Annotated in this window: 19 protein-coding genes; 6 read left to right on the top strand and 13 right to left on the bottom strand. The window is 71.4% G+C overall.

Going from position 1 to position 15343, the window contains the following annotated elements; genetic code table 11:
• Positions 1–23 precede the first annotated feature (23 nt).
• Positions 24–716 (top strand): hypothetical protein, encoded by a 693-nt coding sequence (locus Vgi01_RS21360; protein ID WP_204292152.1) that lies wholly within the window; start codon positions 24–26, stop codon positions 714–716.
• A 9-nt stretch (positions 717–725) separates the two neighbouring features.
• Here the strand turns inward: Vgi01_RS21360 and Vgi01_RS21355 are convergent, their stop codons facing one another.
• From Vgi01_RS21355 to Vgi01_RS21315, 9 genes are all read right to left on the bottom strand, one after another.
• A complete protein-coding gene (locus Vgi01_RS21355; protein WP_102658551.1) occupies positions 726–1475 on the bottom strand; it encodes a lysophospholipid acyltransferase family protein in 750 nt (249 codons plus the stop codon).
• A gap of 94 nt (positions 1476–1569) precedes the next feature.
• Entirely contained in the window at positions 1570–3630 is a 2061-nt protein-coding gene (locus Vgi01_RS21350; RefSeq protein ID WP_204292151.1) for an amylo-alpha-1,6-glucosidase, read from the bottom strand.
• The gene (locus Vgi01_RS21345) at positions 3630–3998 is read right to left on the bottom strand and encodes an SCP2 sterol-binding domain-containing protein (RefSeq protein WP_102658553.1); all 369 of its coding nucleotides are present in this window, start codon (positions 3996–3998) and stop codon (positions 3630–3632) included. Before Vgi01_RS21345 ends, Vgi01_RS21350 begins: the two co-directional genes overlap by 1 nt.
• 223 nt (positions 3999–4221) lie before the next feature.
• A complete protein-coding gene (locus tag Vgi01_RS21340; protein ID WP_013735545.1) occupies positions 4222–4638 on the bottom strand; it encodes a CBS domain-containing protein in 417 nt (138 codons plus the stop codon).
• A gap of 79 nt (positions 4639–4717) precedes the next feature.
• On the bottom strand, positions 4718–5740 hold the full coding sequence (locus Vgi01_RS21335) for an aspartate-semialdehyde dehydrogenase (protein WP_204292150.1): 1023 nt from the start codon (positions 5738–5740) through the stop codon (positions 4718–4720).
• A 65-nt stretch (positions 5741–5805) separates the two neighbouring features.
• Positions 5806–7164, bottom strand: coding sequence for a M16 family metallopeptidase (locus Vgi01_RS21330; protein ID WP_204292149.1), 1359 nt, complete (start codon positions 7162–7164; stop codon positions 5806–5808).
• On the bottom strand, positions 7161–8453 hold the full coding sequence (locus Vgi01_RS21325) for a M16 family metallopeptidase (RefSeq protein WP_204292148.1): 1293 nt from the start codon (positions 8451–8453) through the stop codon (positions 7161–7163). The genes Vgi01_RS21330 and Vgi01_RS21325 overlap by 4 nt, the downstream gene beginning before the upstream one ends.
• A gap of 97 nt (positions 8454–8550) precedes the next feature.
• Positions 8551–8766 carry a hypothetical protein gene (locus tag Vgi01_RS21320; protein WP_102658556.1) on the bottom strand — a complete coding sequence of 72 codons (216 nt, stop codon included), beginning with the start codon at positions 8764–8766 and terminating at the stop codon, positions 8551–8553.
• A 132-nt stretch (positions 8767–8898) separates the two neighbouring features.
• The gene (locus Vgi01_RS21315) at positions 8899–10053 is read right to left on the bottom strand and encodes an alkaline phosphatase PhoX (protein ID WP_204292147.1); all 1155 of its coding nucleotides are present in this window, start codon (positions 10051–10053) and stop codon (positions 8899–8901) included.
• 304 nt (positions 10054–10357) lie between these two features.
• On the opposite strand from Vgi01_RS21315, the gene Vgi01_RS21310 reads away from it, so the two are divergent.
• The 3 genes from Vgi01_RS21310 (at position 10358) to Vgi01_RS21300 (ending at position 12219) form a co-directional block, all read left to right on the top strand.
• Positions 10358–11476: a 3-deoxy-7-phosphoheptulonate synthase gene (locus Vgi01_RS21310; protein ID WP_204292146.1), complete on the top strand. Its 1119-nt coding sequence runs from the start codon at positions 10358–10360 to the stop codon at positions 11474–11476.
• A 253-nt stretch (positions 11477–11729) separates the two neighbouring features.
• The gene (locus tag Vgi01_RS21305) at positions 11730–11981 is read left to right on the top strand and encodes a hypothetical protein (RefSeq protein WP_102658600.1); all 252 of its coding nucleotides are present in this window, start codon (positions 11730–11732) and stop codon (positions 11979–11981) included.
• A 43-nt stretch (positions 11982–12024) separates the two neighbouring features.
• Positions 12025–12219 carry a hypothetical protein gene (locus Vgi01_RS21300; protein ID WP_013735553.1) on the top strand — a complete coding sequence of 65 codons (195 nt, stop codon included), beginning with the start codon at positions 12025–12027 and terminating at the stop codon, positions 12217–12219.
• Between the two features lie 74 nt (positions 12220–12293).
• On the opposite strand, the gene Vgi01_RS21295 is transcribed toward Vgi01_RS21300, so the two are convergent.
• The 3 genes from Vgi01_RS21295 to Vgi01_RS21285 are packed head-to-tail and all read right to left on the bottom strand — an operon-like array spanning position 12294 to position 13497.
• The gene (locus Vgi01_RS21295) at positions 12294–12830 is read right to left on the bottom strand and encodes a DUF1360 domain-containing protein (RefSeq protein WP_203222084.1); all 537 of its coding nucleotides are present in this window, start codon (positions 12828–12830) and stop codon (positions 12294–12296) included.
• A 38-nt stretch (positions 12831–12868) separates the two neighbouring features.
• Complete coding sequence (locus tag Vgi01_RS21290; protein ID WP_102658560.1) at positions 12869–13183, bottom strand: SRPBCC family protein; 315 nt, start codon at positions 13181–13183, stop codon at positions 12869–12871.
• Complete coding sequence (locus Vgi01_RS21285; protein WP_050814650.1) at positions 13183–13497, bottom strand: DUF6158 family protein; 315 nt, start codon at positions 13495–13497, stop codon at positions 13183–13185. Before Vgi01_RS21285 ends, Vgi01_RS21290 begins: the two co-directional genes overlap by 1 nt.
• Positions 13498–13623: 126 nt before the next feature.
• Between Vgi01_RS21285 and Vgi01_RS21280 the strand changes: the two genes are divergently transcribed.
• Together Vgi01_RS21280 and Vgi01_RS21275 are read left to right on the top strand one after the other, a co-directional pair.
• A complete protein-coding gene (locus tag Vgi01_RS21280) occupies positions 13624–14076 on the top strand; it encodes a hypothetical protein (RefSeq protein ID WP_199180215.1) in 453 nt (150 codons plus the stop codon).
• Positions 14077–14099: 23 nt separating this feature from the next.
• Complete coding sequence (locus tag Vgi01_RS21275) at positions 14100–14429, top strand: DUF3817 domain-containing protein (RefSeq protein ID WP_102658562.1); 330 nt, start codon at positions 14100–14102, stop codon at positions 14427–14429.
• A gap of 55 nt (positions 14430–14484) precedes the next feature.
• On the opposite strand, the gene Vgi01_RS21270 is transcribed toward Vgi01_RS21275, so the two are convergent.
• The gene (locus tag Vgi01_RS21270) at positions 14485–14946 is read right to left on the bottom strand and encodes a DUF6232 family protein (RefSeq protein ID WP_102658563.1); all 462 of its coding nucleotides are present in this window, start codon (positions 14944–14946) and stop codon (positions 14485–14487) included.
• Positions 14947–15343 lie beyond the last annotated feature (397 nt).

Here is a 15343-nt window from a genome sequence, read left to right as displayed (position 1 = left end):
GTCTGCACCGGAGGTTCGTCAGGATGCACGATGACGCGTCCCCATTCTTCATCGCTCCGCATCGCTTCGACGCGGCGGACGACACCGGCCCGACCCTGGATCGGCGCCACGAGCTGGTGCCGGCCAGCGACGAATGGATTCTCGGCCGGTGGCAGGTAAACGTGGCAGGCCACCTGCTCGGTCCCACCGAGTCCCGGCGCACCTGGGCGCTGCCGCACGCGGTCACGGTGACCGTCACCGACCACCGGCTGGTGTACGTCGGCACCGGCCCGCAACTCGCCGTGGTCGGCGGCCGGCACCGGCGGGGCAACTCGGGCCTGGTCAGCGGGCAGATCCGCTGGCAGTGGCCGTCCCGACTGGAGCTTCCGCCGTGCGGCCTGGACTCGCCTGCGCGCCTGCTGGTGGTCTGCGACGCACTGCGTACGATCCAGCAGCCGGCGCTCGCCCTGATCGGGCCGGACGCGCAGATCGCGCAGTTGAGCCAGGAGATCCGCCGCGCGGTGGCCACCTTCCGGCTGACCCGGCCCGAGCTGATGGACCTGTCCCCACCGGAACGGGACGCCCTGTCCCGGCTCGCCCTCGTCGCGCCCCGCCCCGGTCCGGCCCGGGTGATCCTGCCCGGGTCGCTGCCGGTCGAGTTCCGCTCCCGGGACGACTACTACCGCCCGCGCACCGCCGTGCAGATGCCGTACGGCGCGGCCTCGGGCCAACGGTAGGGCCCCGGTTCAGCCCCGGCTGGACCGCCGGTCGGCAGCGTCCAGCGCGACGGCCTGTTCCGGGGTCGGCGCGGTGCCGCCCAGGTGCGCCGGCAGCCACCACCTGTCGGCGTCGTCGGCGGGCTGGTCCGGGTACTCCCGCTGGGCCCGGTCGACCAGGTCCTGCAACCGCGTCTTCAGGTCGGCGCTCATCGCGACGGCGTCCGGATAGGCGGCCGGGTGCAGGGGCTCGCCGACCAGGATGGTGATCGGGGTGTGTCGGCGGGTCAGCGTGCGGGGGCGACCCTTGGTCCACAGCCGCTGGGTGCCCCAGAGCGCCACCGGCAGCACCGGGACGGCGGCTTCGCAGGCCATCCGGGTGGCGCCGCTCTTGAGTTCCTTGACGGTGAAGGACCGGCTGATCGTCGCTTCCGGGAAGACGCCGACGACCTCGCCTGCGCGCAGGGCGGCGAGCGCGGCGGCGTACGACTCGGCGCCCGCCCCCCGGTCCACCGGGATGTGCCGCATGCCGCGCATCAGCGGGCCCGACACCCGGTGCCGGAACACCGACTCCTTCGCCATGAAACGGACCAGTCGCCTGGACTCCAGCGCACCGAGGCCGCAGAAGATGAAGTCCAGGTAGCTGACGTGGTTGCTGGCCATGACCGCCCCACCGGTACGCGGCACGTGGTGCGAGCCCTGCACGGTGAGCCGCAGGTCGAGCACCCGGAACATGGTCTTGGCGGCGGCGATCACGGGCGGGTACACGAGTTCCGGCATTCGCCAACTTTACCGTGAGTAGGTTACGCGTCGGTAGGGACGGTGGCCGGACGCACGCCGCGCCCGACCACCGGCACCGTCGGCCGACAGCGGGTCAGCCGGCGAGTTTGTGCAGGTCGAGACGGCCACGGGCGAAGGCGTCCACCCGCCCCCAGCGCCCCGGGATGTCCAGCACCTCGATCCGGCCCATGCCCACCGGCAGGCGCGGCTCCACCGCCAGGTGCCCCTCGTGCGGCTCCAGGCCGAGCATCGTCCGCAGCAGCAGCAGCGGCGCCCCGGTCGACCAGGCCTGCGGGCTGCACGCCGTCGGGTACTCCACCGGGAACTTCGTCTGCTCGCGCCGGTAACCACCGAACGCCTCCGGCAACCGACCGTCGAAGTAGCGTGCGGCGTCCAGGATCCCGCTGGCGATGGTGGCGGCCTCCTCGGCGAACCCGTAGCGACGCAGACCCCAGGCACAGAACGAGGTGTCGAAGGGCCAGACCGTGCCGTTGTGGTAGCCGATGGGGTTGTAGCGCACCTCACCCTCGGCCAGCGTCCGCACCCCCCAGCCGGAGAAGAGCCGGTCGCCGACCAGGTGCGCGGCGACCTGCTCGGCCCGGTCCTCGGCGACGATGCCGCTCCACAGCAGGTGGCCGATGTTGGAGCTGAGCACGTCACACTGCCGCCCGTCCGGGTCGAGGGCGAGGGCGTAGTAACCGCCGTCGGCCACCCACCAGTCCCGGTTGAACCGCTCCTTGAGCTGCGCCGCCTCCCGCTCCAACTGCTCGGCGTACGCCGGGTCGTCCCAGAACCTGCGGGCCAGCCGGGCCGCGCGGATCTTCGCGTCGTACGCGTACCCCTGCACCTCGCAGGTGGCCCGGGGAAACGGTGGCAGGCTGCCGTCGGCGTACGAGATGGAGTCCCAGGAGTCCTTCCAGCACTGGTTCTCCAGGCCGTTGTCGGTGTTCCGCCGCTCGTACCAGATGTAGCCGTTGCCGACCAGGTCGGCACAGTCGTCGATCCAGTGCAACGCCCGACGGCACTCCTGCTCCAACTCCTTGACCAGCGCGGCGTCACCACTCCACCGCTCGTACTCGTCGAGCAGGATCACGAACAGCGGGGTGGCGTCCACCGAGCCGTAGTAGGGCGAGTGCGGCTGCTCCTCGAACGCGGCGCTCTCGCCGTAGCGCATCTCGTGCAGGATCCGGCCCGGGTCCTCCTCGCGGAAGTCGTCGAACCGGGTGCCCTGCAACGCGGCCAGGATGCGCAGGGTGGTCGCGCTCAGCTCCGGCGTGAACGGCAGCGTCTGCAGGCAGGTCAGGATGCTGTCCCGGCCGAACATGGTCATGAACCAGGGCAGGCCCGCGGCGGGCAGCGTCTGACCGCCGAGCGACAGCGGCGCGAACCGCAACGCGGCCAGGTCCACCAGGCAACGCCGGTACGTCGAGCAGAGCTCACCGTGCTCGCTGTTCACCTTGGGGGCCTTGGCGATCCACTCCTCCAGGTCGTGCTGAAGGGCGAGCCGTTCGGTGCCGTGCACCCGCAGCCCGATGCGCAGGTCCCGGCCGCCGGGGCCGAGCGCGTGCGTGCGTACGTGGATGTCGGTGTCCCACTGCTCGTTCGGTTCGAGGTGGACCTGGTAGGAGAAGCCGTTGCGGTCGTAGCTCGCCGGCTCGGAGGACGAGATGAGCGTCTCGCGCCGGAAGTTGCCCCGCCGGTAGCCCAGCCGCAGCTGGTCCGGCTCCGCCTCGGCGTACGACTCGCCCTTCTTGTTCAGGATCTCGTCCTTGACCTCGAACAGGTCGGCGAAGTCGGCGGCGGCGTCCATCCGGATCTCCAGATCGACGGCCTTCTCGTCGTGGTTGAGGATGGTGATGCTCTCCCGGAAGCTGCCGCCGACGGCCCGCTCCCGGATGATGGACAGCTTCGCGTCGACGTAGTGGGTGGCCAGCCCCGGCACCAGGAAGAAGCGCGACTCGAAGTACTGCAGGTCGTCGTAGGAGAGGGCGTTGAGCCGCTCACCGTTGATGGTGAGCACCCACTTCGACAGGAAACGGGTGTCGATGGAGAACAGCCCGGTCGGCTCGGTCGGCGTCGCCTCGATGTCCCCGGTCGCCTCCGAGACGACGAAGGTGTTGCCATCCAGGATCCGTACGGTGTGGCTCGGCGCCATCAGCGCACCCCCTTGCGGTAGCGATGCGGTCCGACGCTGTGCGGCGGCCCAGGGAAGATCCGATCCAGTTGCACGATCAGGCGCGCGTCACCGGTGATGGTCATGTCGCCCCGCAGCAGCGCAGCCAGCCCGTTCTCCCGGCCGGTGACCAGGTCCTCGAACAGCCCCGGGCTGGAACCCACGACCGCGTCCGCCTCCATGTCCTCCCGGCTGACCCGGATCTGACCCCTGTCGATCCGGACCAGCCAGTGCATGGTCTGCGGCCCCTCGTGCAGGTCGAAGCGCAGAGTTCCGGAGAGCTTCGCCAGCAGCGGTTCGTACCCCTGCTGGTCGAGATCCTCGAAGAACCGCACGGTCGCTTCCGCCATCGCCGCCTCTCCTCCCCGTCGGTCGGTCCCGGCCGGATCGGGTGTCCCTCCACGCTCCGGCCCCGCCCTCGGCGTGCAGAGCAGGGTCCCCGGCCGGTACGCGGTCAACCTCGCCCGAATCGGGTGAGGCCACCGGGGGCCGGGCGCAGACCGGAGGACCGACGCAGCACAGCCGAAAGCCGGCTCCCCGGAGATCGGGAAGCCGGCAGGCGGGGCGTACGGGTCAGTTGTTCGGGTCGTCGGCGCTGATGTCGGCAAGCACCGACTGCGGCTCCCGCTCGACAGCCAGGTCACCCATCGACACGAGACCGATCAGCCGGCCGTCCTCGACCACCGGCAGCCGCCGTACGGCGTACGTGCGCATCAGGTCGGCGGCGGAGACCGCGTCGTCGTACTGGCTGACCGTGATCACGTCCTTGGTGGTGAGCTGGTTGAGCCGGGTGGTGTTCGGGTCCAGGCTCTCGGCCACCCCGCGGACCGTTATGTCCCGGTCCGTGATGATGCCGACCACGTTGTCGCCATCGGTCACCACCACGTCGCCGATCGCGGAGTCCCGCATCTCCTGGGCTGCCGCGACGAGTGTGTCGTTGCCGTCCATGGTCACCAACCGGGTCGTCATGAACTCTCCGACGGTAGTCATGGCGCCTCCCTCTCGGTGTCGGCCAACCATGGGTCTACCCGCGGGCCCCGACCAGTAACGCCTGGTCGGGGCCGAGAGGTCAGCGCTCGGCGGCCACCAGTTCGGCGATCTGCACGGCGTTGAGGGCGGCACCCTTGCGCAGGTTGTCGTTGGAGCAGAACAGCGCCAACCCGTGCTCGACGGTCTCGTCGGCCCGGATCCGGCCCACGAACGTCGGATCCTGCCCGGCCGCCTGCAACGGGGTGGGCACCTCGCTGAGCGCCACACCGGGCGCGCCGTCGAGCAGCTCGGTGGCGCGCTGCGGGGTGATCGGCCGGGCGAAGCGGGCGTTGATCTGCAGCGAGTGCCCGGTGAAGACCGGCACCCGGACGCAGGTGCCGGAGACCTTCAGGCCGGGGATCTCCAGGATCCGGCGGCTCTCGTTGCGCAGCTTCTGTTCCTCGTCGGTCTCCGCCGACCCGTCGTCGACGATCGAACCGGCCAGCGGCAGCACGTTGAACGCGATCGGTCGGGCGAACGAGCGGGGCGCCGGGAATTCCACCGCCGCACCGTCGTAGGCCAGGCCGGTGGCGCCCTCGGCCACCTTGCGGACCTGCTCGTCGAGCTCGGCGACGCCGGCCAGGCCGGCACCGGAAACCGCCTGGTACGTCGAGACGACCAGGCTGACCAGCTCTGCCTCCTCGTGCAGCGGCCGCAGCACCGGCATCGCGGCCATCGTGGTGCAGTTCGGGTTGGCGATGATGCCCTTGGGGCGTACGGCGGCGGCGTGCGGGTTGACCTCGGCGACGACCAGCGGCACCTGCGGGTCCGTCCGGAAGGCCGACGAGTTGTCGATGACCACGGCACCGGCGGCGGCGACCCGGGGAGCCAGCTCCTTGGCGGTGCCCTTCCCGGCGGAGAAGAGCACGATGTCCAGCCCCGAGTAATCGGCGGTGGCCGCGTCCTCGATCGTGACCTCCTCGCCGCGCCACGGCAAGGTGCGCCCCGCCGAGCGTGCCGAGGCGAAAAGCCGCACCTGCTCCGCCGGGAACTCCCGGTCCGCCAACACCTGCCGCATGACGCCACCGACCTGGCCGGTGGCCCCCACAATGCCGATCCTCATGCCCGCGAGGCTACCCAGCCCGGCCCGTCGACCGGGAACGCTTTCCCACCCCTCGGCGACCGACATCACACCGGGTCGGCCGGTACGTGGTCGATCACCTCCCCCAGACCGGCGGCGACCAGTTCGTCGCGGATGAGCGCGGCGTCCCCCTCCACCACCAGGGTCAGCGAATCCGGGTGGAGGTGGGTGGCGGCGGCGGCCGACACCTGCGCCACGTCGGCGGCGAGCAGCGCCTCCCGCAGCTGGGCGTGGTAGTCGTCGGGCAGGTCGTGCACCACGAGCGTGGTCAGCGCCGCAGCGATCGCCCGTGGGCTCTGCAGCTCCACCGAGAGCTGCCCGGCCCGCCAGGACCGGGCCACCGCCAGCTCGTCCTCGGTCACCCCGCCGGCCTGGGTACGGGCGATCTCCCCGACCGACTCGACAAGGGCCGGTGCGGTCACCGCCGTCTGCACCCCGGAGCTGACCGCGAACCGGCCGAAGCGGCGGGACGAGGCGAAGTCGCCCCGGATGCCGTACGTGTAGCCGCGCACCTCGCGGATCAGGTGGTTCAGCCGGGAGGTGAAGGCGCCGCCGAGCACCGTGCCGGCCAGCGCCAGCGGCACATGGTCCGGGTGGGCGCGGTGCGGCGCGATGTGACCGAGGCGCAGCGTCGACTGCACCGAGCCGGGCCGGTCCACCAGGATGACCCGGCGACCGGTACGCAGCGGGACGTCGATCGGCCCACCGCGGTCCACCGGCCCGCCGCCCGTACCGGCGAAGGCCGTTGCGGCGAGCGCGTCCAGGTCGATCCGCTCCAGGTCGCCGGCGACCACCAGGGTGCCCGGCCGGATGAACCACTCGGAGTGGAAGACGGTGACGTCCTCGGCGTCCAGCGCGGCCACCGAGTCCGGGTCGCCGTACAGCGGACGGCCCCACCGGTTGTCGACACCGAACAGGTCGGCACGCAGCACCGCGTCGGCGCGCGGACCGGGGTTGGCCCAGTCCATCCGCAGCGCCGTCGCCTCGTCGTCGCGTACCCGGCGCACGTCGTCCGGGTCCAACTTCGGGGTACGCACCGCCTCGGCGAGCAGTTCAACGGCCGCGCCCAACCGCTCGACCGGCACCTGCACGCTGGCCTGGAAGGTGTCCCAGTCCAGCCCGGTCACCAGCTCGGTGCCGAGCGCCTCGATGGCCAGCGCGTACGCGGTCGCGTCCCGCTGGCTGGTGCCCTCCTCCAGGGCCTTGGCGAGCACCCCGCCGAGCCCCTCCTTGCCCACCGGCTCCCGGCCGGCTCCGGCGTCGAGCAGCAGCAGCGCCACGGCGAGGTTCTGGCCGGGCAGATGCGCGGCGACCACCTGGCCGCCCGCCACAGCCCGGCGCACCACCTGCGGGAACCGGTACGGACGAGCCGCACCCGGCCCCGGACGCTCGGCGATCAAAGTCATGGCTTCTCCTCGGGGCGGTAGGTCAGGGTCACCCGGTCGTCGGCACCGAGCACCTCGGCGGCCACCTCGGCGATCTGCTCGGCGGTCACCGCCTGCCAGGCCGGCAGCCGCTCGGCCACCGTGGCCGGGTCACCGAACTGGGTGGCGTAGCGGCCCAGCACGTCCGCCCGACCGTCCACCGTGGACATCTGTCGCCACCAGGCGGTGGTCAGCAGAGCCTTGGCGCGGTCCAGTTCGCTCGGGGTCACCGGCACCGTGGCCAACTCGTCGACCACTTCGGACAGCCCTTCGGCCAGCCGCTCGCCGCTGACTCCGGGACGGGCGGTGGCGGTGGCGATGAGCGGCGCGGGGGCGTGCGCCAGATCCACCCCGTACGCCCCGACGAGGTCGGGCTGGGCGATCCGTTCGCCGTCGGCGAGGCGCTGGTAGAGCCGGCTGCCTCGGCCGCTGCCGAGCACGGTGGCCAGCACGGTCACCACGTCGTAGCCCGGGGTGCCGAAGGGGTAGGTCCGGTGTGCCACGTACACCCGGGGTGCTGGCACGTCGGTGACCACGGTCTCCACGGCCGGTACGCCGGTGGCCGGCACGGTGCGCCCGTCGGGTGCCGACGGGATCTCCGCCCGGGGCTCGATGCCCCCGAAGTACTTCTCGGCCAGCGTGACGACCTCGTCGACGGTGGTGTCACCGACCACGGTGAGCACCGCGTTGTTCGGTGCGTAGTAGGTCTGGTGGAACGCCTGGAAGGTGGCCAGGTCGGCGGCGTTCAGGTCGGCCATCGAGCCGATGGTGGCGTGGTGGTACGGATGCCCCGGCGGGTACAGCAGCGGCAGCAGCCGCAGCCACGCGTCGCCGTACGGCACGTTCTCGTAGCGTTGCCGCCGCTCGTTCTTGACCACGTCGCGCTGGTTGTCAAGCGTCTCCTGGGTCAGCGCCGGCACCAGGCCGCCCATCCGGTCGGCCTCCAGCCAGAGCGCCAACTCCAGGTGCTCGGCCGGGACCGTCTCGAAGTAGTTCGTCCGATCCGGATTCGTGGTGGCGTTGAGCGACCCGCCCGCCCCCTGCACCAGTTTCATGTGCTCGGTCTTCGCGACGTTCACCGAGCCTTCGAACATCAGGTGCTCGAACAGGTGCGCGAAGCCGGTCTGTCCGGCCGGCTCGTGGCGGGAGCCGACGTCGTACCAGAGGTTGACCGCGACCGCCGGGGCGGTGCGGTCCTCGCTGACCACCACGCGCAGGCCGTTGTCGAGTCGAGTCGTGGAGATGGGCCAGGGGTAACCGCTGTCGGGCATGACTCCGACGCTATCCGATCTCCGCTGTCCGACGCCGTCGGGACGCGGGCGTGCCGCGTCCCACCCCACCGGGGACGCGGCACGCCGCACCCGTCGCTCAGTCAGGCGGCTCGATCGGGGTAACCGTCTGTTCCGAGGTACGCCGCTCCAGGATCGTGTCCGGCGCGGCGTTGGGGTTGTCCTCCCGGATGTCGGACTCGGTCAGGATCGCCTCGGCCTGGGCCTCGGGGTCCTCGCTGCCGGCCGCGGCCTCCTCGGGCAGCAGGTGGGCTCGGGACTCGACCCGCTCCTGGTCGCTCTTCGCGTCACTCATGACTGCCCCCATACCCCCCAGCCCCACCCCGCACGCGTGAAAGGAAGGGCACCTTCTTAACGCCTCAGGTAGTAGCCGGGCCCCCTATTAACAGTTCGAGGCGGCGACTAACAGTTCGATGCGGCGACCTGGTCAGGAGCGGAACGGGCCGCGTACCTCGTAGGTGATGCCACCGGAGGACGATCCCGAGGTGCCCCGCTGTGAGGAGAAGTAGAAGCGGGTGCCGTCCGGTGAGAAGGCCGGCCCGCAGATCTCCGACGACGACTGACCGGTGATCCGCAGGAACGGCGCCACGATCTCGTCCGGCGTGATCACGCAGATCTCCATGTTGCCGCCGTCCTCGGCCACGAACAGATCGCCGGAGCGGGCGCCGGTGATGTTGTCCACGCCGGTCAGCGGCGCGCTGCCGGAGACTCGGGCGGCGTCGTACGCCAGGTCGATGCGCTGGTTGACCGCGTCGTACGCCCAGACCCGGTTGTCGCCCTTGGTGGTGAACCAGCAGGTGCCGTCGGCGTACCAGCAGCCCTCGCCACCGTTGAAGCGCTTGGCCCCGGACACCTGGTTGCGGGTCAGCGTGTCGGCCCCCGACGGGTCGGGCACCCGCGCCCAGGTCACCGGGCCGCTGGTGGCGCTGCCGGCGACCAGCACCTCCAGCGTGCCGTCGGCCAGGCTGCCCCAGTTCGTCGGACGGAACCGGTACAGGCAGCCGTTGCTCTCGTCCTCGGTGAGGTAGATGACCCGGCGGTCCGGATCGCAGGCGGCGGCCTCGTGCTTGAACCGCCCCATCGCGTCCCGGCGCACCGCGGCGGTGCCACCCTGCGGGTACGTCTCGTAGACGTACCCGCGGCTGACCTCCTCGCAGGAGAGCCAGGTGCCCCAGGGCGTGGCACCGCCGGCGCAGTTCTGGTTGGTGCCGGAGAGGATCCGGTACGCCGAGGCAATAGTGCCGTCGGCGTTGAAGCGGACCGCCGAGGCGCCACCGCCCGGGGTGATCTCGGAATTCGAGACGTAGATCCATCCGGTTCCGGCGGTGAAGCAGGCACCACCGTCGGGCGCGTCGTGCCAGACGTACGAGGTGCCGGTGACCGTCCGGCGGGACCGGGCGATCACCCGGCTGGTGAAGCCGGCAGGCAGCTGGATCCCGTTGGCATCTGCGCTGCGCAGCGCCCCGTACGGGCTGGGACCGGGTTGCGCCGGTGCGGCCACCGCGGCTCCCGCCCACAGGCTGCCGGAGAAGGCGGCAGCGCCGCCGGCGACGGTGGCGCGCAGGACGGTACGACGATCCATCGAATACCTCCGGTACTCGCAGCGTTCGGTGTCGCTGAAACTACCGACCGATTCATCGATGAGGGTGAACACAAGGAGAGGCTTTGCCGACCACGGGGTGAGCAGTTGCCCACCGTCGGGTACTCTTGGCGCCGTGACGCGGTCGTATCGATGGTTTAGGCAGCCGGCTCGTAAGCCGGTGACCTCACCATGATCTGACGTCACCGTTTTCGAGCCGGCCGGGCAGGAATGAATCTCCTGCCCTTTTGCCTACGAGCAGCCGGCTCGTCCCGGGCACCGGCCCCGGGGTGCGGTCGGCGAAAGGATGCCCACCGTGACGACCCCGGACAACCGTCGCGTCATCGATCAGCGGATCGACCGTGTCGTACCGCTGACCACCCCGGCGCTGCTGCACCACGAGCTACCCCTGGACGACGACCTGGCCTCGGCCGTGGTCGCCGGGCGGCGCGCCGCCGCGCAGGTCCTCGACCGCGTCGACGACCGGCTGCTGGTGGTGGTCGGCCCGTGCTCGGTGCACGACCCCGCCGCCGCCCTGGAATACGCCCACCGGCTGCGCGAGGCCGCCGACCGGGTCGCCGACGACCTGCTGGTGGTGATGCGGGTCTACTTCGAGAAGCCGCGCTCCACCGTCGGATGGAAGGGTCTGATCAACGATCCCGGGCTGGACGGTTCCGGTGACGTCAACGCCGGTCTCCGGCTGGCCCGGGCGCTCCTGCTCGACGTGTTACGCCTCGGGCTGCCGGTCGGCTGCGAGTTCCTCGACCCGATCACCCCGCAGTACATCGCGGACACGGTGGCCTGGGGGGCCATCGGCGCCCGTACGGTGGAGAGCCAGGTGCACCGCCAGCTCGCCTCCGGCCTGTCCATGCCGATCGGCATGAAGAACCGCCCGGACGGCAGCATCGCCACCGCCGTGGACGCGATCCGGGCGGCCGGCGTACCGCACGTCTTCCCCGGCATCGACGTCTCCGGCACCCCGGCGATCATGCACACCCGGGGCAACGCCGACGGCCACCTGGTGCTGCGTGGTGGCGGCGGCCTGCCGAACTACGACGCCGCGTCGGTGGCGGGTGCGCTGGAACTGCTGCGCGCCGCCGGGCTGCCGGAGCGGCTGGTGGTGGACGCCAGCCACGCCAACAGCGGCAAGGACCACCGCAACCAGCCCGCCGTGGTCGCCGACGTGGCCGGGCAGATCGCCGCCGGTCAGCGCGGCATCGTCGGGATCATGCTGGAGAGCTTCCTCGTCCCCGGTCGTCAGGACCTCGACCCGACCCGGGAGCTGACCTACGGCCAGTCGATAACCGACGCCTGCATCGGCTGGGACACCACCGACGAGGTGCTCACCGAACTGGCCACCGCCGTACGTGCCCGCCGGGCCACCCGCTCCAGCGCAGACCCGCACTCGCTGCCCGCCCCCGCCTGAGCGACGACCTCCGCCGGCCCGTCCCCGCTCGGTCGGTCAGGAAGTTGTCCGCTCACGACAACTTCCTGACCGACGGAGCTGGGGCGGGGCCGGACGGGGTGGGTTGTTTGGGTGCAGAGGGCGCGGGTAGCTGACGGGCGTGACCGACGACGTACCCGTGACCGGGGCACCCGCGCCCACGACGCAGGCCCGCCTGCCGGAAGCCGTGCTGGCCGACGTGCCGGTGGTCGACACCGCCGCGATCGACCCACCCGTGACCGACCTGCCCGGCACTGTCGCCGCCGTACCGGACGAGATCGAGGTCGAGGCGGTGGACACCCGGCCGTTGGACGAGCTGCTCGACGACCTCTACCGCGGCCAGGAGCGGATCAGCCAGGTAGACATCTACCGCCGCGCGGTCGCGGCGGAGCTGCCTGCGCAGCTGCTCGCCCGGCTGAACGCGCTGCCCCAGGGCGAGTACGCGGTCGACGAGGTGACCGACCTGCTGGGCGGCTCGGTGGGCTGACCCCCTCACCAGCCGATTCAGCGGCGACCAGGAGAGGACCGTGATGTCGCAGCCCACCGAGGACCACGACCAGACGCCCGCGCTCGCCCAACCCCCGGAGGGCAGGGACACCCTGCCCGAGCCGGACTTCGCGAACGAACACGAGACCACCGCCGTCGACGACGACATCCTTACCGGCGCCGACCAGGACGAGCGGGAGCCGGAGTCACCACGCGGCTGGTCGGGCATGCAGCGCTGAACCCGCATCCGTCGTACGCGCAAACCGCCGGCCCGGAACACCGGGCCGGCGGTTTCCCCTGCTCGTACGCTCGCTCAGTCCTCGGAGCGGTGGTGTCCTTCCGCGCCCTGCTGGGCCATCGCGTACGCCATCTGGAGGAAGTCGGAGGCGGCCACCGCGGTCAGGGCGGTGGCGACCAGGCGGGTCAGCCGTGGTGCCAGCACCAGTCCCCCGGTCATGCCGGTGGCCACCCAGACCGCCAGGCAGAACGGGCAGCTGAGCAGTTCACCTATCGCGTGCCGGGTGGGGCTGCCGGAGTCGCGTACCTGCTCCATCACCTCGCCGCTGCCGATCGGCCGGTCGTAGCGGGTGAACGGCGCGCGCAGCGGGCTGGTCACCGCATCCTTGGACAGCAGCCGGCTGAGCTTGTGGGTCGCGATCGACAGCAGCACCACGTCGGCGGTGGCCGGCCGCTGCGGCACGGTACGTCCGGTCGCCTTGACCAGGGCGGCGATGGCACCCGCCACCCCGGCGTAGGTGCCCATGGCCACCAGGTAACCGCCGAGGGGGCGGTGCTCGTGCGGGGCGTACGCCTGGCGCAGCCTGGTCACCTTCTGCTTCAGCAAGCTCACCCGGGACTCCTTCTGATCACGCTTTCCCGGCCGGGCGGTCAGCCGGCCTGGAGGTTGTCGGCCACTTCGCGGGCCAGGTTGGTCAGCGCCTCGTCGGCCAGCCGGTCGGGTTGACCGTCGCCGACCAGGTCGAGCCGCGCCCGGGTGCCACCCGAGTCCTCCGCTGCCACCCGCAGCTCGGCCGTCCAGTCCGTGTCCCGCGCACGCCAGCGGGCCCACAGTGCGTCGGAGTCCCCGTCGGGGATGGCGGACAGCAGCGGCTCGGGCAGCCAGGCGGAGTTCCGGTCGGGGTCGGTCGCGGTGTTGAAGACGACCTCGGGCGGTGCGGAGATGCCCCGTTCCGCGTACGCCATCACGCGTCCCGCAGCCGGCTCGGGTCGACCTCCCGACCGGGGTGGCGGGCCAGGTACTCGGTCTCCAGTTCGGCGGTACGCCGCAGGTGGGTGGCGAGCGCGGAGTCGGTCGCGTGCCGCAACGTGTCCAGCCGGGTCCGGTGCAGGCTCTCCATCTCGCGGATGAGGTCCTCCTCGGCCAACTCCGCCGGGTCGATGCCGGGCAGGTCGGCGTCGAGGATCGGCGCGGCCACCCGGTCGTCACCCCATTCCGGGATCCGCTGCTCGGGGCTCACCTCGGTGCCGCCGGGAGGAAATCCGTCCTGTGCCCTCATCTCGCGCCCCCTAGTCGGTCGTGGGCCTGGCGTCTGTACGGTTGCCCACCGCCCGCACAGCCAAACCACCGCCGCCACTACGACACGGTGTCGGAGAGCAGCGGCGTTCCCGGTACCCTCGGTGCCATGAAGCGGCTCTGGACCCCGGCGTGGATCGCCCGCCACGTGGCCATGGTCGTACTGGTGACGGCCTTCCTGGCGCTGGGCTGGTGGCAGGTCAGCCGCGCCGCCGCCGGCAACGCCATCAGCTGGGGCTACGCGGTGGAGTGGCCGATCTTCGCCGGGTTCGTGGTCTTCGTCTGGTGGCGTGAGGTCCGCCACGCGCTGCGGGACGCCGAGGCAGGCAAGACCGCAGCCGTCGGCGAGACACCCGCGGCCGGTGACCCCACGGTCGTCGAGAGGGCCGAGGCCGTCGAGGCGGCGGGCGTACGGCCGCGGCCCGGCATCGGCCGGCCGGTACGCGTCACCCGTACCGTCGGCGGTCACGGCGAGGAGGACGCCGAACTGGCCGCGTACAACCGCTACCTGTCATGGTTGAACGCCAATCCGGGCGCGAAGCCCGGCGACTATCCCGGCTGAGCCGGCCCGGAAGGACACGAGAAGTGCGCGCTGCCCTCACCCGTTACCGCGTGATCGCCTGGATCGTCGGTGTGGTGCTGATCCTGCTGGTCGTCATCGGCATGCCGTTGAAGTACGGCTTCGACGAGCCGATCGTGGTGGAGACCGTCGGCCAGGCGCACGGCTTCCTCTACATGCTCTACCTGGTCGCCACGTTCGACCTGTCCCGCCGGGTCGACTGGCCGCTCAAGCGGATGATCCTGGTGATGCTGGCCGGGACGGTGCCGTTCCTCTCCTTCTGGGCCGAGCGCCGGGTGAGCACCCTCGTCCTCGCCGCGCACACTGAGCCGGCCCCGCAGCCGGTCGCCGGCTGATCCGACCCCTTCGTATCCGACCCCTTCGTATCCGACCCCTTCGTCGCCGGCGGGCTCAGCGCCGGGGGCGCCACAGGTCGGCGTTCGCGAGCGGATCCTCCCAGCCGCCGTGGCGGTGTATCTCGAAGGCTCGACGCAGCGCCCGGGTCACCTGCCCGAACTGGCGCTCGTCGTCGCTGCTGAACAGCAACTCCGGCACCCCACCGCGCTGCCCCCACAGCTCGTACGCCCGCGGCCGCCACCGGTCACCGGCCGCCGCGACCAGGATCGGCACCAGGAACACCACCCCGAGCAGGAGGTACGCCCCGGCGGTGAGCCGGTGCAGCCCTCCGGTGAAGCCGAGCGCCAGCCCGATCCCACCGATCACCGCGGCGGAGACCAGGGCGGCTCGCACGGCCACCCGGTCGTGTGGCCCCCGGGTGGTGTGCAGGTGGGTCAGTTCGGCGACCCGCCAACTGGTGCTGCCGACGGTGAACCGGTCGGCCGTGACGATGATCCCGGGTCGGGCGTAGAGCAAGGTCGGTCTTCCACCTGCGGTACCGCCCTGCGACCAGGGCGGTCGTGTCGTCGCACCTTCGCGCTCCACGGCCCCTCCTCCACTGCCGGTGTGGGGGCGGCCCGCTTGCCGGCCCCATCGATGCAGATGTGCGGGAATCCCGGCTGTGGGCTTCATTGTGTGCCCGTCTCGCCACCCTGGCCTGCTGGTTTGCGGTGCTCAGCGGGGTTTGGACGGACCGGCGCCGCCGGAAACACCACCCCGAGTCCGGCTTGTCGGATATACCGCTGAGTCATCCGACGTCATGTGCCGAGAGCGACCCCTTTCGCATCTCCGATATACCGGACTATTGCCACGAAGCAAGAATGTGATTCAAGCTCAGCATCCCCATTGGTCCCGGCTTTCACTGTCACCGACT

Source organism: Micromonospora gifhornensis (genome assembly GCF_016863515.1).
GTDB classification, from domain to species: domain Bacteria; phylum Actinomycetota; class Actinomycetes; order Mycobacteriales; family Micromonosporaceae; genus Micromonospora; species Micromonospora gifhornensis.
Note: the sequence above shows the minus strand (reverse complement) of the source record. Positions and strands in the feature narration are given on the sequence as shown.